This window comes from Shimia sp. Alg240-R146 (genome assembly GCF_947331465.1).
Taxonomy (GTDB): Bacteria; Pseudomonadota; Alphaproteobacteria; order Rhodobacterales; family Rhodobacteraceae; genus Shimia.
The window spans coordinates 1,251,403-1,272,345 of record NZ_CAMZOK010000002.1; the positions used below are offsets into that span (position 1 = coordinate 1,251,403).

General features: G+C 58.0%; 23 protein-coding genes. 8 read left to right on the forward strand and 15 right to left on the reverse strand.

Going from position 1 to position 20,943, the window contains the following annotated elements:
* Positions 1 to 91 precede the first annotated feature (91 nt).
* Together PG871_RS15290 and PG871_RS15295 are read left to right on the forward strand one after the other, a co-directional pair.
* Entirely contained in the window at positions 92 to 1,282 is a 1,191-nt protein-coding gene (locus tag PG871_RS15290; protein WP_270730752.1) for a phosphoglycerate kinase, read from the forward strand.
* Positions 1,283 to 1,431: 149 nt separating this feature from the next.
* The gene (locus PG871_RS15295) at positions 1,432 to 2,325 is read left to right on the forward strand and encodes a fructose bisphosphate aldolase (protein WP_270730753.1); all 894 of its coding nucleotides are present in this window, start codon (positions 1,432 to 1,434) and stop codon (positions 2,323 to 2,325) included.
* A 254-nt stretch (positions 2,326 to 2,579) separates the two neighbouring features.
* Here PG871_RS15295 and PG871_RS15300 read toward each other — a convergent pair whose 3' ends face one another.
* On the reverse strand, positions 2,580 to 4,205 hold the full coding sequence (locus tag PG871_RS15300; RefSeq protein WP_270730754.1) for an acyl-CoA dehydrogenase family protein: 1,626 nt from the start codon (positions 4,203 to 4,205) through the stop codon (positions 2,580 to 2,582).
* 167 nt (positions 4,206 to 4,372) lie between these two features.
* Here PG871_RS15300 and PG871_RS15305 point away from each other — a divergent pair, with 167 nt between their 5' ends.
* The 6 genes from PG871_RS15305 to PG871_RS15330 all read left to right on the forward strand — a co-directional run bounded on the left by PG871_RS15305 (position 4,373) and on the right by PG871_RS15330 (position 9,149).
* Positions 4,373 to 4,675: a septum formation initiator family protein gene (locus tag PG871_RS15305; RefSeq protein WP_270730755.1), complete on the forward strand. Its 303-nt coding sequence runs from the start codon at positions 4,373 to 4,375 to the stop codon at positions 4,673 to 4,675.
* A 116-nt stretch (positions 4,676 to 4,791) separates the two neighbouring features.
* Entirely contained in the window at positions 4,792 to 5,793 is a 1,002-nt protein-coding gene (gene pdhA / locus PG871_RS15310; protein WP_270730757.1) for a pyruvate dehydrogenase (acetyl-transferring) E1 component subunit alpha, read from the forward strand.
* The gene (locus PG871_RS15315; RefSeq protein WP_270730758.1) at positions 5,790 to 6,086 is read left to right on the forward strand and encodes a hypothetical protein; all 297 of its coding nucleotides are present in this window, start codon (positions 5,790 to 5,792) and stop codon (positions 6,084 to 6,086) included. The genes pdhA and PG871_RS15315 overlap by 4 nt, the downstream gene beginning before the upstream one ends.
* Position 6,087: 1 nt before the next feature.
* A complete protein-coding gene (locus PG871_RS15320; protein ID WP_270730759.1) occupies positions 6,088 to 7,464 on the forward strand; it encodes a pyruvate dehydrogenase complex E1 component subunit beta in 1,377 nt (458 codons plus the stop codon).
* Positions 7,464 to 7,835 carry a hypothetical protein gene (locus tag PG871_RS15325; protein ID WP_270730760.1) on the forward strand — a complete coding sequence of 124 codons (372 nt, stop codon included), beginning with the start codon at positions 7,464 to 7,466 and terminating at the stop codon, positions 7,833 to 7,835. Before PG871_RS15320 ends, PG871_RS15325 begins: the two co-directional genes overlap by 1 nt.
* Positions 7,836 to 9,149, forward strand: a complete 1,314-nt coding sequence (locus PG871_RS15330; protein WP_270730761.1) for a pyruvate dehydrogenase complex dihydrolipoamide acetyltransferase — start codon at positions 7,836 to 7,838, stop codon at positions 9,147 to 9,149.
* 65 nt (positions 9,150 to 9,214) lie between these two features.
* Here the strand turns inward: PG871_RS15330 and cysE are convergent, their stop codons facing one another.
* The 14 genes from cysE to PG871_RS15400 form a co-directional block, all read right to left on the reverse strand.
* A complete protein-coding gene (gene cysE, locus PG871_RS15335) occupies positions 9,215 to 10,030 on the reverse strand; it encodes a serine O-acetyltransferase (RefSeq protein WP_270730762.1) in 816 nt (271 codons plus the stop codon).
* A gap of 124 nt (positions 10,031 to 10,154) precedes the next feature.
* Positions 10,155 to 14,084: a baseplate multidomain protein megatron gene (locus PG871_RS15340; protein WP_270730763.1), complete on the reverse strand. Its 3,930-nt coding sequence runs from the start codon at positions 14,082 to 14,084 to the stop codon at positions 10,155 to 10,157.
* On the reverse strand, positions 14,084 to 14,533 hold the full coding sequence (locus tag PG871_RS15345; protein WP_270730922.1) for an NlpC/P60 family protein: 450 nt from the start codon (positions 14,531 to 14,533) through the stop codon (positions 14,084 to 14,086). Before PG871_RS15345 ends, PG871_RS15340 begins: the two co-directional genes overlap by 1 nt.
* A complete protein-coding gene (locus PG871_RS15350; RefSeq protein WP_270730764.1) occupies positions 14,533 to 15,420 on the reverse strand; it encodes a DUF2163 domain-containing protein in 888 nt (295 codons plus the stop codon). The genes PG871_RS15345 and PG871_RS15350 overlap by 1 nt, the downstream gene beginning before the upstream one ends.
* Entirely contained in the window at positions 15,420 to 16,052 is a 633-nt protein-coding gene (locus tag PG871_RS15355) for a DUF2460 domain-containing protein (protein WP_270730766.1), read from the reverse strand. Before PG871_RS15355 ends, PG871_RS15350 begins: the two co-directional genes overlap by 1 nt.
* An 11-nt stretch (positions 16,053 to 16,063) precedes the next feature.
* The gene (locus PG871_RS15360) at positions 16,064 to 16,717 is read right to left on the reverse strand and encodes a phage tail tape measure protein (RefSeq protein ID WP_270730768.1); all 654 of its coding nucleotides are present in this window, start codon (positions 16,715 to 16,717) and stop codon (positions 16,064 to 16,066) included.
* Entirely contained in the window at positions 16,710 to 16,919 is a 210-nt protein-coding gene (locus PG871_RS15365; protein WP_270730769.1) for a phage tail assembly chaperone, read from the reverse strand. Before PG871_RS15365 ends, PG871_RS15360 begins: the two co-directional genes overlap by 8 nt.
* A complete protein-coding gene (locus tag PG871_RS15370; protein ID WP_270730771.1) occupies positions 16,916 to 17,242 on the reverse strand; it encodes a gene transfer agent family protein in 327 nt (108 codons plus the stop codon). The genes PG871_RS15365 and PG871_RS15370 overlap by 4 nt, the downstream gene beginning before the upstream one ends.
* A gap of 1 nt (position 17,243) precedes the next feature.
* A complete protein-coding gene (locus PG871_RS15375) occupies positions 17,244 to 17,657 on the reverse strand; it encodes a phage major tail protein, TP901-1 family (protein ID WP_270730772.1) in 414 nt (137 codons plus the stop codon).
* Between the two features lie 16 nt (positions 17,658 to 17,673).
* Positions 17,674 to 18,090 (reverse strand): DUF3168 domain-containing protein, encoded by a 417-nt coding sequence (locus PG871_RS15380; RefSeq protein WP_270730773.1) that lies wholly within the window; start codon positions 18,088 to 18,090, stop codon positions 17,674 to 17,676.
* Positions 18,087 to 18,431 carry a head-tail adaptor protein gene (locus tag PG871_RS15385; protein ID WP_270730774.1) on the reverse strand — a complete coding sequence of 115 codons (345 nt, stop codon included), beginning with the start codon at positions 18,429 to 18,431 and terminating at the stop codon, positions 18,087 to 18,089. The genes PG871_RS15380 and PG871_RS15385 overlap by 4 nt, the downstream gene beginning before the upstream one ends.
* On the reverse strand, positions 18,428 to 19,027 hold the full coding sequence (locus tag PG871_RS15390; RefSeq protein ID WP_270730775.1) for a head-tail connector protein: 600 nt from the start codon (positions 19,025 to 19,027) through the stop codon (positions 18,428 to 18,430). The genes PG871_RS15385 and PG871_RS15390 overlap by 4 nt, the downstream gene beginning before the upstream one ends.
* Before the next feature lie 138 nt (positions 19,028 to 19,165).
* Positions 19,166 to 20,347, reverse strand: a complete 1,182-nt coding sequence (locus PG871_RS15395; RefSeq protein WP_270730776.1) for a phage major capsid protein — start codon at positions 20,345 to 20,347, stop codon at positions 19,166 to 19,168.
* 31 nt (positions 20,348 to 20,378) lie between these two features.
* Complete coding sequence (locus tag PG871_RS15400) at positions 20,379 to 20,930, reverse strand: HK97 family phage prohead protease (RefSeq protein ID WP_270730777.1); 552 nt, start codon at positions 20,928 to 20,930, stop codon at positions 20,379 to 20,381.
* Positions 20,931 to 20,943 lie beyond the last annotated feature (13 nt).

Here is a 20,943-nt window from a genome sequence, read left to right on the forward strand (position 1 = left end):
ATCGCGGCTCGCCAGAAAGCCAAGAGACCGCATTGACCCCTGCCCTGATTGCGCTAGGAAAGAGCCAGATATTTTACAGCGGAGAGACCCAATGGCCTGGAAAACCCTCGATCAGATGGAACTTGCGGGCAAACGTGTCCTGACCCGCGTCGATATCAATGTGCCTGTGGCGGATGGCGTTGTCACCGACGCCACCCGCATCGACCGCATTGTGCCCACCGTGCGCGACATCCTTGCCGCCGGCGGCAAACCGATCCTGCTGGCGCACTTTGGCCGTCCCAAGGGCGAGCGCGTCCCCGAGATGTCGCTGCAGCAACTGGTCCCTGCGCTGGAAACGGCTTTTGGCACCACCGTGATGTTTGCCGCCGATTGCGTTGGCCCAGCCGCCGATGCCGCCATCAACGCCATGGGGGACGGCCAAGTGCTCTTGCTGGAAAACACCCGCTACCACGCGGGCGAAACCAAAAACGACGCCGACCTGACCGCGCAAATGGCCGCGCTTGGCGATGTGTTCTGCAACGACGCATTCTCCGCCGCCCACCGCGCCCACAGCTCCACCTGCGGCCTCGCCCACGCTCTGCCGTCTTGCGCGGGTCGCTTGATGCAGGCCGAACTCTCCGCGCTCGAAGGCGCACTCGGCACGCCCGTTCGCCCCGTGACCGCCGTTGTTGGTGGCGCCAAAGTCTCCACCAAACTTGAACTGCTCGGCAATCTTGTGGGCAAGGTCGACAATCTGGTGATCGGTGGCGGCATGGCCAACACCTTCCTCGCCGCCCAAGGCATTGACGTGGGCAAATCGCTTGCCGAACACGACATGACCGACACCGCGTCCGAAATCATGACCAAAGCCAAAGCCGCCGGTTGCAACATCGTGCTGCCATCCGACGTGGTTGTGGCCCGCGAATTTGCCGCCAATGCCGCCAACGAAACCGTCGCGGCCAACGCCTGCCCCGCAGACGCCATGATCCTTGATGCAGGCCCCGAAACTGTGGCCGCAGTTGCCAAAGTCTTTGACGCCAGCAAAACCCTGATCTGGAACGGCCCGATGGGGGCGTTTGAAATCGAGCCCTTCAATGCCGCAACCGATGCCGCCGCCCTTCAGGCCGCAGCGCTCACCAAATCCGGCTCGCTCGTGTCTGTTGCCGGTGGCGGTGACACCGTGGCTGCGCTCAATGCCTCCGGTGCTGCGGACGATTTCACCTATATCTCCACAGCCGGAGGCGCGTTTCTGGAATGGATGGAAGGCAAAGAATTGCCCGGCGTCGCAGCCCTAAACCAGTAATTTGCCGACAAAACTGGCGCAATAATTAAGCCGAGACTCAAATTAAATCTCGCTAGCGCCACCATAATTGAAACCCTTGCCCTGCTGATCTATGACGCAGGGCAAAGGGCATAAATGCCTTTCTTAACAACCATTTTACGGGGTTACCCATGTCAAACGAAGCTCAAGCTCAAAAGATCTCCGCCGGACAAGGCTTCATCGCCGCACTTGACCAAAGCGGCGGGTCGACCCCCAAAGCTCTGGGTCTTTATGGCGTCACCGCCGATGCCTACGGCTCGGATGCTGAAATGTTCGACCTGATCCACGGCATGCGCGCCCGCATCGCCGAGGCCCCCGCCTTTAGTGGCGACAAAGTTGTCGGTGCGATCCTGTTTGAAATGACGATGGACCGCGACATCGCAGGCAAGCCGACCCCGACCTACATGTGGGAAGAAAAAGGCGTCGTGCCGTTCCTCAAAGTCGACAAGGGTCTTGAGGCCGAGCAAAACGGTTGCCAATTGATGAAACCGATGCCGGAACTTGATACGCTTTGCGAACGCGCCGCCGCCAAAGGTGTGTTTGGCACCAAAATGCGCTCGGTGATTTCTGCAGCCAACGCCGATGGCATCCGCGCCATTGTCGCGCAGCAATTCATGGTCGGTGAACAGATCATCTCCCACGGCCTGATGCCCATCATCGAGCCCGAAGTGACGATTTCCATCGCCGACAAATCCGAAGCCGAGGACATCCTTCTCGCGGAACTGACCGCCGCTCTGGACGCCCTGCCCGCCAACCAGCAAGTCATGCTGAAACTGACGCTGCCCAACACAGCCAACCAGTACAAGTCGCTCGTGGACCATCCCCGCGTGATGAAGGTGGTCGCGCTGTCCGGCGGCTATTCGCGCGACGACGCCAACGCCAAACTGTCTAAGAACACCGGCATGATCGCCAGCTTCTCGCGTGCCCTGACCGAAGGTCTGAGCGCGCAGCAGTCTGACGCCGAATTCAACGACACAATCGCAGGCTCCATCGACAGCATCTATCAGGCTTCGATCGCCGGTTAATCCCGACAATCCGCTGCACGCGATAAAGGCGCTCCAATTTTTGGGGCGCCTTTTCATTTGCACAAATCGTGTTTGGAAACAGGGTTAGGAAACCGTGAACTCTCCGCACAGGGCGTTCACGGTTCAATCACCTATCCGCACCATCGACCGCCGTCTTAACACCGTGCCAAAACCGGACCTTGCGAAATAGCACCGACGCGATGCAGCCGTGATACCGACGTAAAACCGACAGGCCAAAGCCGCATCTCCAAAGATTAATCAACCGCCAAACGCGCCAAAATGTCGTCCACTTGCAGCCCCGAAACCGCACCGGAAAAACTGCCGCGATCACCAACAACACGAGACGTCACAAACCCTTCGGCCACGGCCGACGGCGCCGCTTTGATCAGGCTCGCTGCAGTCAGCAAATTGGCCAGACTTTCTGTGAACCACCGTGCATCAGCCTCCGCCGGAAGGCGCGGCCAGCGCGCCGTATGGGCCTGCAAGGCAGCATCATACCGCGCGTCGGACCCGACCACGGAGTGCAGCACATTCATCAAAGCCTCACCCGCCGCGGGTTCCCGCATCAACGCTCTAAGTACATCCAAACAAATGACATTTCCGGATCCTTCCCAAATGCCATTGAGCGGCGCCTCGCGGTAAATCATCGGCATCGGGGTCTCTTCAATGTAGCCCATGCCCCCCAGCACTTCCATCGCTTCCGCGATCACTCCGATGCACCGTTTGTTGTTGAGATACTTCGCCAATGCCACACCGATACGCGCAAATGCCCGGCTCTCGTCATCTTCCCGATCAAAGGCCGCCGCCAACATCATTCCGACCGACAGTGCGGCCTCGGTGTCAACCGCAAGATCTGCGAGAACCGAGCGCATAAGCGGCTGATCTATCAGTCTTTTCTGAAACGCAGACCGTCCATTCACCCACCAATGCGCCTCTGCCAAAGCCGCCCGCATCAGCCCCGCAGGCGCCAGAACCGTGTCCAGCCGTGTGTGGTGCACCATCTCAATAATCGTGCGCACCCCCGCGCCTTCGTCACCAACGCGATAGGCCAAGGCATCGTGATACTCGATCTCGGAACTGGCATTTGCCTGGTTACCCAACTTGTTCTTAAGCCGTTGAAGGCGCATACTATTTCTCTCGCCCTCCAACCAGCGCGGGACCAGAAAACACGTCAATCCCGCGCCTGTCTGCGCAAGGGTCAGAAACCCGTCACACATCGGGGCTGAACAGAACCACTTGTGGCCCCGCAGGCGGTATTGATTCCCGTCGCGATGCGCCACTGTTGTATTGGCACGCACGTCTGACCCGCCTTGTTTTTCCGTCATCGCCATGCCCAAAGTCGCGCCTTGCTTCGCGTCAATCGGCTTAAGGGATGGATCGTAAATCCCCGATGTTAAACGCGGAGTCCAGATCTTATCCACCTCCGGCGCCGCTGCCAAAGCCGGCACCGCTGCGTAGGTCATGGTCAAAGGACACGCCACACCCGGCTCCAGCTGCGCTTGATAATAGACCAACGCCGCATGCGTCGCATGCCCACCTGCCTGACCATCCCAAGCCGCAGACGCATACCCGGCCTCAAGCCCTGCAGCCATCAACGCATGATACCCCGGATGGAATTCCACCTCGTCTACACGCCGCCCTGAACGATCAAACAGCTTCAGTCTTGGCAAGTCCCTACGCGCATCTTCCGCCGCCTGCAGCAGTGCTTCTCCGCCCCATGTGGCACCTACCTGCGCAAGGTGTTGTGTCCGCGCGCCTGCGGCTGCAGCATGCTCCCGAACACCCCGATCTGATACCCAGTAATCTTTGGCCCGCTTGGGCTCAGGTTGATTGAAAACGTCGTGCGTACCAAGCCGCGAAACAGGTTCTGAATTCATCATACGATCCTCCCGATCAGACCAACCGTGCAATCCCCAAACCGACCTGCCAACTCTACCGTCACGTCATTACTTATTTGACGTTTCGTGACGATAAGGGATTCACACGCGGAATCACTTCGGGTATAGTTTGTCAAAAGCGCTCAAACAGAGGCGCATAAGAGGCAGAAATGACAGCAAAAAAATCACGCCCCGCTCTTGGTGCGCTCGTGTTTTTCGGGCTGGCTTTTGCCGTTTCCATCTACTTCATTTTCGCAGCGGTACAGGGTGACTACGGCCTGTTTCGCCGCGTAGAAATCGCGGCAGCCAAAAGCCAGCTAGAAGCGGAACTGGCGGCCCTTGAGGCCGAAGTTGCCGAAATGGAAAACCTGACGCGCCGCCTGTCTGACAGCTATCTCGATCTCGATTTGCTCGACCAACAGGCCCGTGACGTGCTTGGCCTTTTGCGCGCCGATGAGATTGTCATCCGCTGATTTTTGCGTATCCCGCTGAGCCGCAACTGCTTTTTCCTCTCGCCACACCCAAACCATTCCGCTAGGCTTTTGATCAAGCTAGTTTAAGGCTAAACTATCTGCCTGGGAGGAGTGCAATGGCTGCCAAGCGCGCAACCGCAAAATCCAATGTGTCCGGAGAAGAGCTGACCCAGTTCTACCGCGACATGCTGTTGATCCGTCGATTTGAGGAAAAGGCCGGCCAACTTTATGGCATGGGCCTGATCGGCGGCTTTTGTCACCTCTACATCGGTCAGGAGGCCGTTGTTGTCGGGTTGGAATCCGCTGCAGAGGACGGGGACAAACGCATCACCTCCTACCGCGACCATGGTCACATGCTGGCCTGTGGAATGGATGCAAACGGCGTTATGGCCGAGCTCACCGGCCGCGCCGGAGGCTACTCAAAAGGCAAAGGCGGCTCGATGCACATGTTCTCCAAGGAGAAGCATTTCTACGGCGGTCACGGCATTGTGGGCGCGCAAGTGCCGCTTGGCGCGGGCCTGGCTTTTGCCGACAAATACAACGGCAATGGTCGTGTGACGTTCACCTATTTTGGCGACGGCGCAGCAAACCAGGGACAGGTCTATGAAACCTTCAACATGGCCGCGCTGTGGGACCTGCCCTGCATCTTTGTGATTGAGAACAACCAATACGCCATGGGCACAGCGCAGGCCCGATCCACCTCTTCGCAGGATATATACAAACGCGGGGAAGCCTTTGGAATCCCCGGCGAAATGGTCGACGGTATGGATGTTCTCGCGGTCAAAGACGCCAGCGAACGCGCCGTCAAACACTGCCGCTCCGGCAAAGGCCCCTATATCCTAGAGATTAAAACCTACCGCTACCGGGGCCACTCTATGTCGGACCCGGCCAAATATCGCACCCGCGAAGAAGTGCAGAAAATGCGCGAAGAACGTGACCCCATCGAACACGTGCGCCAACTGCTGTTGACCGGCAAACATGCCTCCGAAGATGACCTCAAGGCCATCGACAAGGACATCAAGGCCGTCGTGAATGCCAGCGCCGAATTCGCCAAAGAAAGCCCGCTGCCGGATGAAGCAGAGCTTTGGACCGATATCTACGCGGAGGCGGCACAATGAGCGAACCAACTATGAGCGAACCAACTATGCTTTTTGCCGCGGTGCGGGATGCCGAAGGCACTCCAGCCGATACAATTCAATTTCAAATCAACCCAGATTCTTTGCAATCAGCTGGCGAAGCCGCTTTCTGGATCCATAACCTCCGCCTCCACATCGCACAGGCGCTTACGGAGTTTGGTATAAGCAGCGATAATTTGATGGCCTGGCAAGACATCATGACGGCCGAAGGTCAAGAAGTGGACAAGATGATTGCGGCTGCGCAGGCAGCCGACAGCTTCAAGGTGGAGTTCTGAAATGGCGACAGAAATTCTCATGCCCGCCCTCTCCCCAACCATGGAGGACGGCACCTTGGCCAAGTGGCTGGTCAAGGAAGGCGACACCGTGCAATCCGGAGATATCATTGCAGAAATCGAAACCGACAAGGCGACGATGGAATTTGAAGCGGTGGACGAAGGAGTCATCGGCAAGATCCTTGTCGCGGAGGGCACCGAAGGTGTCGCCGTCAACACAGCCATCGCCATTCTCGCCGAAGACGGCGAGGACGTGAGCACTCTGGAGGTTGCGCCTACTGCCGACGCAGGGTCCAAAACGGCCGCCACCGCAACCTCTGAGGCCTCCGCTCCTGCGCGAGCAGCGCCACCGGAAGCGCCCCAACCGGACCTGTCGCCCGATTGGCCCGAGGGCACTCCAATGAAGACCTCCACCGTGCGTGAGGCACTTCGGGACGCCATGGCCGAAGAAATGCGTGCCAACGACTCCGTTTATCTGATGGGTGAGGAAGTCGCTGAATATCAGGGCGCCTACAAAGTCAGTCAGGGTTTGCTGGACGAATTCGGCGCGAAACGCGTTATCGACACGCCAATTACAGAGCACGGATTTGCCGGCATCGCCGTTGGTGCGGCCTTTGGCGGCCTAAACCCAATCGTCGAGTTCATGACCTTCAACTTCGCCATGCAAGCCATTGACCAAATTATCAATTCGGCCGCAAAGACGCTCTATATGTCCGGCGGACAAATGGGCGCACCGATGGTGTTTCGCGGACCAAACGGCGCTGCGGCCCGCGTTGGGGCGCAGCACAGCCACGACTACGCGGCGTGGTATGCGCAGATCCCCGGCCTCAAGGTCGCGATGCCCTACTCCGCGGCGGATGCCAAAGGCCTGTTGAAATCGGCAATTCGCGATCCCAACCCGGTCATTTTCCTGGAGAACGAAATCCTCTATGGCCGGAGCTTTGAGGTACCGGCGCTCGACAATTTCACAATTCCTTTTGGCAAGGCCAGAATTTGGCGCGAAGGATCAGATGTCACCATCGTCAGCTTTGGCATCGGCATGCAATATGCGCTCGAAGCTGCCGACAAACTGGCCGAAGACGGTATTTCCGCCGAGGTCATCGACCTGCGCACCCTGCGCCCGATTGACTATGACACGGTGCTGGCCTCAGTGATGAAAACCAACCGCTGCGTAACCGTGGAGGAAGGCTTCCCTGTCGGCTCTATCGGCAATCACCTGTCCGCCACAATCATGCAACGCGCCTTTGACTACCTCGACGCACCGGTGATCAACTGCGCTGGCAAAGACGTGCCCATGCCCTACGCCGCCAACCTCGAAAAACTGGCGCTGGTGACCACGGATGAGGTCATCGCGGCCGTGAAACAAGTGACCTATCGCTGATGAACTGGATGAGTTTGGCAATTGGTGTGGTAATCGGAGGCGCTGGCGCCACCGACTATTCATGGGCAACGCAAACCTATGAAGCATTGGATCACGGCATCAGCCTGACTTACTGCCACGATGAGCAGGACCTGTTGCGGAAAGAAAGTGATGTCCTGAAAGCTATGGCAGAACCACACTGGCTCGCTCTTTCCGCTTTCGAGGCACAATCAAGGTTGGAACAAGCCGGTGTCTTTGACTTTCCAAAGGGAACTTCCGGACTGGCCGCCGATCCCGTTTTTCTTGTGACCGAAAATGGCGTTGTAACAGAAATCCAAACCCACTGCGCGCGTCTTCATACAGAAGACTGTGTATCGAAGGGAGACCATTGAATGCCCATCGAAATCCTCATGCCCGCCCTTTCCCCCACAATGGAAGAAGGCACATTGGCCAAATGGCTGGTCAAAGAAGGCGATGAAGTCTCCTCAGGGGATCTGATCGCCGAGATCGAAACCGACAAAGCCACCATGGAATTCGAAGCCGTAGACGAAGGCGTGATCGGCAAGATCCTCGTCTCCGAAGGCAGCGAAGGCGTGGCGGTCAACTCGCCTATCGCCGTCCTGCTGACCGACGGCGAAACAGCCGACGACATTGGCGCTGCATCTGCGGTGGCGCCGAAAGCGGCCCCCGCCGCTGACGCTGGCAAGGAGGCGGCTCCCGCAGGGGACTCCGACGCGCCTGCCCCAGCTCCAACCGCGCCTATGTCGGCGGATGGCGCGCGCATATTTGCATCCCCCCTCGCCCGGCGCATCGCTGCCGACAAGGGCATAGACCTTACCTCGATCACAGGTTCCGGCCCGCGTGGTCGCATTGTCAAAGCTGATGTGGAAGGCACCACCGCCTTGACACCCGCAGTGCCAGTGAAACCGGTGCCAAGCGGTGCCGCAAGCGCCCCAGCTGCAGCGTTGGCATCCGGACCAGCCACAGACACCGTGCTGCGCATGTATGAAGACCGCGAAACCGAAGAAGTCGCTCTGGACGGCATGCGAAAAACCATTGCGGCACGCCTGACCGAAGCCAAACAATCAATCCCGCATTTTTATCTGCGTCGTGATATTCGGCTGGACGCCCTATTGTCCTTCCGAGCACAGCTGAATGGCCAGTTGGAAAAGCGTGGCGTGAAACTGTCGGTGAACGATTTTATCATCAAGGCCTGCGCGCTGGCGTTGCAACAAGTGCCCGAAGCCAACGCGGTTTGGGCCAATGACCGCATCTTGCGCCTGAAACCTTCGGATGTCGCGGTCGCCGTGGCCATCGAAGGCGGATTGTTCACTCCTGTGATCCGCGATTCAGATGCCAAATCTCTTTCGACGCTCTCCGCGGAGATGAAAGACCTCGCCGCCCGCGCGCGTGATCGCAAACTTGCGCCGCACGAATATCAAGGTGGCAGTTTTGCTATTTCCAACCTTGGTATGTTCGGGATCGACAATTTCGACGCCGTAATCAACCCGCCGCACGGCGCCATTCTTGCAGTTGGTGCAGGAGCCAAGAAACCCGTTGTTGGTGAAGGCGGTCAGATTGAGGTCGCGACTGTCATGTCTGTCACATTGTCGGTTGATCACCGCGTGATCGATGGTGCCTTGGGTGCACAACTCTTGCAAGGCATTGTCGACAATTTGGAAAACCCGATGGCTATGTTGGCCTAATCAAGGTCAAAAACGCAAAAAAGGACCGGCATTGCCGGTCCTTGATCTCTGATAATCCTGCTAATTCAGGCTTTGGAACAGTCCACAAAATCCTGATCCATGCTGACGGCAGGCTGATCGCACCCCGCCTCACCCACAACTTTCGCCGGAACACCAGCTACGGTGGTGCACGGGGGCACTTCCTGCAATACAACCGATCCAGCGGCGATCCGGCTGCAATGGCCAACTTTGATATTGCCAAGCACCTTGGCCCCGGCGCCAATCAGAACACCATCGCCAATCTTGGGGTGGCGGTCTTCTTCTTCTTTGCCGGTCCCGCCAAGCGTCACCGAGTGCAACATCGACACGTTGTCGCCAACCACGGCGGTCTCACCGATCACGATGGAATGCGCATGGTCGATCATGATGCCTTTGCCAATCCGAGCGGCAGGGTGAATGTCTATTCCAAAGATTTCACTGGCGCGCATTTGGATGAAATAGGCCAGATCCGTACGCCCCTGCTGCCACAGCCAATGGCCGATGCGATAGGCCTGAACCGCTTGATACCCTTTGAAATAAAGGATCGGCTGCAGCAACCTGTGACACGCGGGGTCACGCTCAAAGATCGCCATAAGGTCCGATCGCGCCGCTTCGGTCAATTCCGGCGAAGACGCGAAAGCCTCATCTGCGATTTCCCGCAGGATAACCATCGACATCTCGTTGGACGACAGTTTCGCAGCAAAGCGATAGCTCAACGCGCGCTCAAGCGAAGCGTGGTGCAGCACACATGCATGCACAAGGCCACCCATAAGCGGTTCCTCGGCAACAGCCTCACGGGCCTCGTCGGTGATGCGTTGCCACACCGGATCGATTTCGGTCAGTTTGGGTCTCAACTCAGCCATGATGTCCTCATTCTCTCCGCACCATTCTACTACAGATAGGTGGCGCGCAGCAAATTCAAAGCGGTGAAGCAGACGATCACAATTCGGGATGTGTTCGCAGCGGTTCACTTTCTCGCGATTTTGGCTAGAACCCCGGATCAAATGTGGCGAATTTGCCCGGCCCGAAACGCGCAGATATCTGTGCCACGTCCACGACGTCTCCCGCCTCAACACTGTCGGCCATCATTTCAGATGCGCCATAGAGCCAAGTTGGCTGGCTGACCTGTGCTTCGCGCAATACCTGCGCCCCACGGCGCACCCGCACCAGATAGGCCTCGCTGTCTTCTCCAACCGGAGGGTCAGCCACGCCCCACACATCGCCGTCCACCCTTGTTCGGCGTGTCCAATGCACCGCAATACCGCCCGCAACGGTGGCTTTCGCCTGCAGGTGAACTGGTGCGTAGGGCCGCAATCCGATTCCGGAAAACGATTGGATATGATGGGTGTAGGTTGGATCAGACAAAGCCCGTCCCGCCGGCCCAATCCGATAATACCGCGCAACATTGCGCAAAGCCGCTGTCAGATCCACCTGTGTCACAGCATCAGAGATACCAACGACCCAAGATCCGGCGGGCCAAACATGGTTTGGTGCCACTTCCGACCCTAACTGCCCGCGCAAACGCTTGCTCAACAAATATCGTTTTGCGTCCAACACGTCAGCGTTCTGAAATTGCAGCAGTTCCCATTTGTCTGGCGTGCCGTCACCAATTGCAATCAGATTGCTCCCATTCAGCAACCGCGTGTCGCTGACGCTTTCTAGCTCGCCATTCAACATTTTGACCTGTAGTGGCGCGCCACGTTCAAACCGTCCCATCGGGCCTGAACCGAGAAAGCTCTCGGTCACACCAACCACTGCGGGAAGCGAGACCAATTTGTTGAGTTCGTAACCCTCATCACCGTCCGCCGCATAAACCGCAACCGATCCTGGCCAAGGTCGCGCCGTCACCGCGACATGCGGCGCATGTGGCACCTCATCACCACGCAGCAGAGGCAAATCCAGAAACAAACTTAGCACCGGCACCGGCGCGACAAACGGGATTGTACGCGGTGTCTCTTCGGGCAAAGGGGACGCTTTATACACCGAGGCTTCCTGCCGAGTCGCTTCGATCACTTGCGCGCCACTTTGCGTCACGCGATCGATCCGAAAGGAGCCTTCTCCATCAAATTCCCCGTCTGTTTGAAGGCTCAGCGTATCGCCAACGCCGATACTCATGCGTGACGGTGGCAGCGAAAGTCGCACGCCGTCGCGGGCAACCCGCGCTTCGGCCAACCAGCGCTCCACGGTTTGGCGGCCTTCAACACGCGTCATCGACAAAGGCATGTCACTTTGAGTCACCGCAAGGCTGTCTTCCCCAGGCAGAATGGCCTCTTCTGACAAAGCCTCAAAGTCCCGCTCTGCCTCAACAAAACTCAAACGCACCCGTCCCGATATCTCCGCATCCGGCGCCCGTTGCCTTTCAAAGTCTCCTTCCAGCTCGTCAGAAACGGCAAGTTCTTCAGCCTTCAAAGAAACAACGGCTTTGTCTCCTCGCATCGCAAAGATCATTTCCCCCTCGCGTTCCAACGCATCAAACCCATATCGCAACATCAAAGGCTGCAATGCCGAGCGTGCGTCAGAAACCTCGGTTTCGACAAACCCTCGCACAATGCCGCGCAAGCCTGACACGTTGTAGTTTTCCAATCCCGCCGCCAAACAGATCTCTTCCACGACCGACGCCAGTGTCCGGTTGCCTGAGCGCCCGTTGATCCAATGCCCATTTCCATAGTTGCCACCATCGCTCCACAGTGCGCGATTGTTGGGGAAGAAGGGAAATGGCCGCGTGTCCCATGCCCAAACGAACATGCGGTCTGTGTCAATCATGGGCCCGTCATAGAGCGCGGACACGGGATTATTCTCAGCCTGGGTCCAATAGGTATGCATGGCCTGGATATAGGCTTGCTGGAGTGCGTCGTCCCTCCCGCCATTTGAGAAGTGCGGCAATGCGGATTCCGACGAACGGGCGTCGAAAAACACATTTGGCTGGTTCGTGCCTTTGTCAACAGCGGCGCACCCGATCTCAGTGAACCAAATTGGCTTTGACTGCGGCGCCCAACCGGTCGGGGTGGCCGCACGCACCCCACCTACCCGTTCATGATGTGTATTACCCCACCAGGCGCGGATGTCTTTGTAGCGAAAAACCCATGGCTCTCCATGTGCGCCATCGGAAATTTCCACCCGCCGCTGCGTCTCTCGCGCAGGTCCGGAAGGATAAAACCATGAATAGCCTTCTCCGGCCTCAATGTTGGCACGCAGGTATTCAGGATCAAGCACCGACTTCCAAGTCTGCGCGTCCAGATGGTCCCTCCCGTCCCGCCAATCCGAGAGAGGCATGTAGTTGTCTATACCGACAAAATCGATGTCAGCATCTGCCCACAGAGGATCAAGGTGAAAGTACACGTCACCTGACCCGTCTTGTGGTTGATATCCGAAATACTCCGACCAGTCTGCGGCATAGCCGATTTTGGTATCCTCACCCAAAATCTCGCGCACGTCTGCCGCCAAACTGCGCAAAGCAGCAACGGCTGGAAACCCCGTTGCGCCACGAATCTGTGTCAGCCCTCGCATCTCGGACCCGATGCAAAACGCGTCTACGCCACCTGCGGCCGCACAAAGCGCTGCATAGTGTAAAATGAACCGGCGATAGCGCCATTCCGATGGGCCACTATAATGAACCGCGCCGTCAGAAACGACGAAATCTTCGACACTGGCTGAGCCGAAAAAGGTTACTACTTCGTCCTCGGCTTGCTGCGTGCCATCTGGGCTTCCATCTTCCCCAACGGCGACGCTGCTGGTGATCCGGCCACGCCACGGCAAAACCGGCTGATCGTCCGCACCCGTCCAGGGATCAGGCAAGCCGTTGCCTGCCATTTGCTCCATTAAAATGAAGGGATAGAACATCACCGACTGCCCCATATCGCGCATATGCTCAATGGCTTGCACGACCGAAGCGTCCGCTGGCGTGCCCCCATAAATGGGGCGGTCCTCCATCTGGGCAATCACCTGCGCGTCACCGCGCGACAGCCCCGACACCTGCCAAGGCATGTCACGGCCATCAACCTCCGTGTCCTCAACTTTTGGCCGCAATTGGCATTCCGGGGCGCGCAAATCGTCACCAAACCAACTCACCACAAGCGAGGCCGCTTTGCAGTTTGGCAATTCTTCGTCCAAAGCCTGCATCGACGTGACAAAATCCGTCTTTCCGGACGGGCTATTGACGTTGGCGTTCCATTCTTCACCTGCACCCCGTCGATAAAAAACCGGTGTTGTCGCCAGCGCGTATTCCCCGGTTCCAGGAACCAAAGCTACGGCATTTACGGTCTGCGCATAATCACTTTTGGCAGTTTCCTGAACCCTTGGGGATAATCGCACAACTTCGAACGAAAATTGCGGCACGCGGTTGCCAAAGGCAGACAAATCCAAATCTTCAAGTACAACATAGGCCGTGCCACGATACGCTGGCACCGCACCCGCGCCCTCAACTGCCTCTATTTTGGCATCTGGCAACTGATCCTGCGTGCCATGGTGGACACGCATATTCAGGTCCTCAGGCGAAATTTCCACACCATCGGCCCAGATTCGGCCAACGCGCGCAATTTCCCCCTCACAAAGCGCAATCGCCAGCGACACAAAATAGCTGTGATCGCGCGTCTTGGGTGTCACCGGCGCGCCCTTGCCGCCGCCTGTGACGGTCACATGCTCCATGAATTGCGTGGCCCAGATCACCTGCCCCGAAACACGCATGCGCCCATATATCCGCCGAATTGCGGCGCCTTCGGCGGAGCCGGTCAACCGAAAGCGTTCGACTTTTCCGGACTCCACCACATCTGACCCGGCCCCCATAAGGCGCTGGTCGATCAAACGTCCAGCGGTGGCACCAGCAAGCCGGCCGATTGCTACCGAGGATATCCCCGCCAGCGTGCCGCCCAAAGAGCCACCAATTGCCGCCCCTGCGGCCGCCAAGATCACCGTTGCCATCAGCCACTCTCCTTTGGAAACTCAAACCGCGCGACAACCCTTCGTCGCCACGCCGTGCCAAGCGCGCTCTCAACAACACCATGACCGCTGTAGGCATGCACAAATGCGGCATTCGGGCCCAGCTGCACCAAAATGCCCAAATGCTTTGCCACGGCTCCCGAACACATGCGGAAAAGCAAAACGTCACCTACGTCCCATGCCGCAGATTTTTCTTTTGCAATCAGATGTCGACGGGCCGCGCGCCACAAAGCCTCATTGCCCGAAGGTTCCGACCAATCTCGACTGTAGGCCGGGGGTCTTTCGGGCTCCTGTTCATACAGCGTGCGCCAAATCCCACGTATCAGCCCAAGACAATCCGCGCCCGCGCCCTGTAGGCTTGCCTGATGCAAATACGGCGTCCCGATCCATTGGCGCGCGATCTGCGCCACGCGCGGCCCTTGTTCGCCCATCATCGCAGACTTCCGCCGGTAGTGTCAGCTTCCGAAGTGGGATAGCTGGTGATCCAGTCCTCTCCGGGAATATCAGGAAACCCCTGAAAATTCAGTATGTTGCCAAATTTGAAACGGCAGGTGTCAAATCGCTTGTCACATCCTGAGATCAGCCGCACCAGATCCCCGGGTTTAATCTCGGCACGCAGAGGTTCCCACAACTCGACCTCGCGACGCCCACCTTCAAGAAAACGGTCAACTTTGATCAACCCGTTAAGATCAGCAGCTGCACCGTCGCGAACAATCAAGCGCCCGCGCGTAAACCATCCCGGTTCAAATCCATCAAAATCAGCCCACCTAAAAATGCGGCCATCTTCGACCTCAACAATTTCTCGGTCTGCGGTAAACCCAAGCGCGGTCACGTCGAATTTGCACCGTCCATCCCCCAACACGGCTGAACAAGGCTTCTGATAGATGCGCCCATGCGGAATATTGAGCGCCTCACTCACCCCCCGAAGCTCGGCAGTAAAGGCCCCTCCGCCGCGCCGAATCTCCCCAATAGAGCCGCGAAACAACACTTGCCGTTCAGACACATGTGCCCAGTTCACCAGCCAGGCCGTTACCTGCGCACTGTCAAATCGCCCCGCATCGATGTCCTTTTCACGTACCGCGGCATCATTTAGCACACCTACGGTCTCAAGATTGTCCACTGAAAGTCCGGTGCCCTGCTCGATTGCCGTCGCGCTGAGGCCCGTGGCTGCGCGAAATGCCACGCCTCCAAAGGTAAGATCGCAATCATGATCGGTGAACCCGAAAGTCACTCCGTCTTTTCGTGTAATCTGCCAAGCGCGCGCCACAGTGGTGGTGCCGCTTTGAAGATGCGCATTCAACCCGTCATGAAACGCCATCAGACCCGCACCTCCACCACAGGCACGCTTGGCACGTCCCCGGCCTTGAAACTCGCCACACTGGTTTGAATATGGTCCGTGTCAAATCGAACCGGCACGTCGAACTCGTATCCGGCGGTGATTTCCCGATCCGCATTTGGCGGATGATCAAACGTGACAATTCCACTGCTCACGTCGACGTCGAAATCCAGGCTCTCGCGCAATTCGTCTCCGGCGATGCCAATCTTTACCGACCCCGCCACCGGCTTTAAAATCGGGCGGGCATAGCTGTGATCGCCGGAGCGATAGGTCTTCATCAATTGAAACTGGGCGGTGACATCGTCTCCAATCGCAATCACCTGATCTCGGTAATCGATATCGGCAGATGCAACACAACTGCGATGGTCAGACCAGTCTTTCCAGCGAAACCCATGCAATTTTCCGTGGCGCGCTTCAAAAAACGCAATCAACGCCTCCACATCATCCAGAGACCGCATCCCTACACCCGCGTCATAACGCCGGCGAGAGTGTGCCCAGGGAGAATTGCGTTCCTCAAACCCGTTGACCAGCGTCACAATCTCTGTGCGCCGCTCTGGTCCACCGACCGAGCCAAAGCTCAGATTGGCCGGAAATCGTACCTCGTGAAATCCCATGGCCTCATCTCCTATCTGTTGCGCTGAGCACGCCCCAAGGCGCGGCTCATCTGTGTGGCGATCTGACCCTGAGAACGTCGGAACCCGTCTGCATCAGGCGTGGTGATGTTCATAACAACGCTCACAGATCCACCGCCTGCCCCACTTCGCACGCCAAGCTTGCCATCACTGCCGCGCGCAAGTGGCATGATCGCTTCGGGACCGGCTTCGCCCATCAGGCCAAGACCGCCCCGCATTGGAAAAGCAACGGGGCCGGACACCACACCGCCGTTCGCAAATGGCTGCACCCGCCCTTGCGAGAAACTGGCCCCGTCGGCAAACGGGAAAATTCCGCCCAACAAGCCGCCCACAGCGCCAGAAATCAGCCCACCCACTTGATCCGTCACCGGTTTCATCGCAGCCCGATAGGTGGCGTCAATCATGGTTTTCGCTAGCGTTTCCAACGCGTCAGACAGGTTTTTCCCGTCAAACACCAAACCGTCAAACGCCTTGCGCAACCCTCGGCTAATGCCTTTATCCAGCGCGGCCACGTCTGTACCCGTCGCCGCCAAAGACGCCCGCATTTGTTGCAGTTCGCCGTCAAATCCCGACACAACCGCGCTCGCGTCGCCCAGTGTTACTTCCAAAGCCTCGATTTGCATCTCAAGTCCGTCGATCTCATCCATCGCCCGATCCCTCCATGTCTGTTTTATCCGGAAACGCCGTCATCAATGCCTGAAACCGGTCTCGGCTCAGCGCGGCCCCCGACCCGTTGGCGCCCACCAAAACGCCAAACTCAACCGGCGTAAGCGCCCAAAACTCCTCAGGGCACAGCCGGCATTGCCGCATGGCGCAGCCCAACAAACTTCCCCAATCAAATCCGCTCATGTGCCGCCTTCACCGGGCAGACTAAACGCCCGCGCCAACAGCACCGCTGCCGCCCGTGCCGCCTCTAGTGGCCCACCACCGATTTCTGCATTGGCCAGATCGCCCGCTGTGCCTTGCCAGCCACCGCCACGAAGCCCCGCCAGGATCAACGCGCTCACATCGCGTGCCGAAAAGCCTCGCGCCTCAAACCGCTCAACCAAAGCCACCAAACTGTCGGCACCCAGCTGGTGTTCCAGCTCCGCAAGTGCGCCCAATGTCAGCTTCATCACATGACGCGCACCATCCAATTCGATCGCCACTTCTCCGGCCCAGGGATTGGCCATCTCAGGCTGCCACAAATGTCAGCACGCCAGCGGATGACAACGACAACTCATAGGTTGCCTCGCCATTGTGGCTGCCCGCATATTCGATCGCAGCGATCTGAAATGGCCCTTCCACAGTGCCAAAATCCGGAATGATCACCTGAAAATCAGGAGTCTCCCCGTCAAAGAATATCTGGCGGGCGCGCTCATCTGTGCTGGCGTCCTTAAACACACCCGATCCGCTGATCGAAGCGGCTTTCACTCCTGCACCGCTTAGCAATTCCCGCCACCCGCCTTGGCTTTCAAGCGACGTCACATCGACGGTTTCTGCGTTAAAGCTAATCCGTGTGGCGCGCAGTCCTGCCACAGTCTCAAACTGACCGTCACCGGTCAAATCCACCTTGATCAAAAGATCCTTGCCGTTCTGAGCACCCATTGTCCGTCTCCGTCTTTTAAGGTTGCATGTCTTCGATCCGCGCCCGAAACCGCAGATCGATCCGGCGCAGGTTTGCGCTTGTGTCTTTGCGCGCCACTGCGCGATCAAAATTGAGGTAAACGAGCCGCCCTCGGCTAAGCGCAAGATCGGCATCCACCAAGGCGTCGCAAATAGCGCCCGCCGCCGATTTGGCGCCCGCATATCCCGCTTGATCTGCGATCACGGAGATCACAAACCGATGCTCAATACCGGCGCTGTCCTTGTCAGACCTATCCAACGCCGTTTCCTGTCCCAAACTCACGTAAAGGTTCGGCAAATTGCCCTGCGGCACGGCGTCATAGACGGCTGTTCCCACCTCTGCGATAACGCCCACATCAGTGCTCAATCTCTCAAAGATGGCCTGTTGCAATGCCTGCGCCGCGCCATAACTCATGTCACAACCTCCTCAACCGCAAGGCACTTCAGGTATCGTCCTTGAATGTCACGCTCGCTGACCGTTTGGATGGTGAACACTCGTGTGCCATCCCGAAACCTCTGTCCCGGCGCGGGGCGTTTGCTCGATCCCATCGGCGCGCCACGCACCGTGATGCGAAAACGCGACGTAGCCATAGACACATCGCCGCCATCGCGCTCACGTCCTGTCAACGCAGTCGCTTCTGCCCAAAGCGTGCCAAGCGCCTGCCAATGTCGGGCAAATCCACCCGCTCCATCAGGTGCCTGCACCGGGGCTTCCAACACAAGTTGGCGCGACAGTGTTACCGTCAGCGCACTCATTGACCCGCCACCGCGCCAAGCCGTACCGGACGATAGCGTTCAATCAGGCTGGAAACGCCAAACGGCATGCAGCCGCCCTGCAACGCTGTGTCATGTCGATACTCATAATAATGCGCGGCCAACATCAAAATGGCCTGCTGCAAATCGACGGGAACATCCGTCCACGCCGCGCCATAACCGGCCTCAAACCGCACCGTCGCTGTGCCACCCTCAGGGATCTGCGGCAGGCAGGCAGACGTGCTGCGCATTTGAGGCGCCTGCGTGTCCGCAATTAAGCGATAGCTGGAGGAGGCCACCACCACTTCCTCACCTGCACGATTGGTCAACGTGACCTGCGTCAGCTCTGTCACGGGAGCAACCGGTAAGGTCTGTGTTTGCGCGCTGCGCCAGGCCTCAAGGGTCCAAAAAAACGCGCGGCTTAAAAGCACCTTACCGGTGCGGGCCTCTACAGCGGACATTGCCGCGCGCAAAAAACTCTCCAGCACTGTGTCCTGCAATCCATCCTCGGCAAACCCAGTGCCAAGCCGCAGATGTTCGCGGAATTCCGCAACAGGGAGCGCCGCAACCGGCACCGAAGTCTCTTCGACCAACATCATGGAAACACTCCGAAAATCTCGTTACTCAAGTTTGGCACGCGACCTCACGTTGCTTGAACGCAAGGGATCCGCCAGACACCGTACAGGCACCTGACGCGCGCGGATCAGGCGGAAAGACCCGCCTGATCCGACCGATCATCAGCTCAATGCAAAGCGCAAAAGCTTGATCGCCGCAAAGTCACTGACATCACCGCCGATACGTTTGGTGGCGTAAAACATCACGTGCGGCTTGGCGCTGAACGGATCACGCAACACACGCAGATCAGGACGCTCTGCCACCGTGTACCCAGCTGCAAAATCACCAAAGGCAATCGCATCCGCCCCGCTGGCAATGTCAGGCATGTCTTCAGAAATCAGCACCGGATAGCCAAGCAAACGCGCTGGTTCACCAGCCGCCAAGCCATCCGACCACAAGAAACGACCATCTGCGTCCTTAAGCTTGCGCACCGCGCCCGCAGTTTTGGAATTCATCACAAAACTGGCGTTGGCCCGATATTGCGCACCCACCGCATAGACCAGATCGATAATCGCGTCACCGCCGCCAAAATCGCCATCTACGCCAGTCGCCACATAGCCAATGTTGCCCCAAGACCAACTCGCGTCATCCACCGACGGATGGGTCATGATGCCCATCGGCTTGTCCACACCGTCGCCATTGATAAAGGCCGCAGCCTCGGCACGGGCAAACTTGTCTGCAATACGTCCCGCCAGCCAGGCCTCGATGTCAAATGCGCTGTCGTCCAACAGGCGTTGCGACGCCTTTGGCAAAGCGGAAAGTTCATGCAACGGAATGGAAATGCGCTCGATCGTCGGCGTGCCTGTCTCGGCGGTCGGAGTAGCTTCATCTGCCCAACCTGCACCCATTTCGCTGCTATCGATCAAAACATCAAACGAGGTCGCCTCAACATTGACGACATTGGCAATCGCACGGATTGAGGCCGTGGTGTTCAACACCGATTTGATGGTCTCCGATGTCTGCGGGTCCACCAAATACCCACCGTCGCTGTTAACGGCGCTGGACATGGCTTTGCCTTCCAATTCCAGCCCGCGCAGCCCATCATCCTCGCCGCTGCGCAGATACGCATCGAAAGCCTTCTTGTGTGGGGCATCAAAATCGGTTGCCGCTGCCAAATGTGGTCGCGCGGCCTGTACTGTTTTGCGTTCAAGCATGGTCATTCGCTCTTTCTGTTTGCTCATTTTCTCTTCAAGATTCTCTTTGAAACTCTTGAGTTCGCTTACAAAACCCGCCACCGCGGATTTCATCTCGGCCACTGGGGACACACCTTCCCCGGTCCGAGAAATGCTCTCGGTCTTGCTCATCAGCTTGTTCCCGTCTTTGGTTAGCGACGCCCTAGTTTGGCGTCAGTTCTCGGCGCGCGTCATCAAAGACCACGGCCAGATCTCGCAAGTCGTCCGTCGGAGTTTCCTCCTTCGCCGCCACCCGCGCACTGGGCAACATCGGGAAGGTCACCAGCGACACCTCCCAAAGGTCCAGTTCCTGCAAGAGCCTTTCGCCCTTATCGCCTTTTGTGGCGCGCACAGTGCGATACCCGATGGATAAGCCGTCAATCGCCCCGGCTTCGATCAGAGCCGCCGCCTCGCGCCCTTTGACCACATCCGTCAAGAGCCGTCCTTTGACCCACAAACCACGCGCGTCTTCGCGCACCTCGTCCCAAATCCCGATTGGCTGCGCAGGGTCATGCTGCCACAACATTTTCACAGACCGGCCCGAACGCTTCAGCGCCTCAAGGGATGCTGCATAGGCGCCTTTGCGCACCACATCCCCGCCCCGATCGCTCGTGCCAAAAAGCGACGCATAGCCCTCAATTTTTGTGCCATCTGCCACCGACAACCCATCGCCAAACCGCGCGAACTTGCGCTCCAATTCCATGTCTTTCGCCATGCTATTTCCCTTC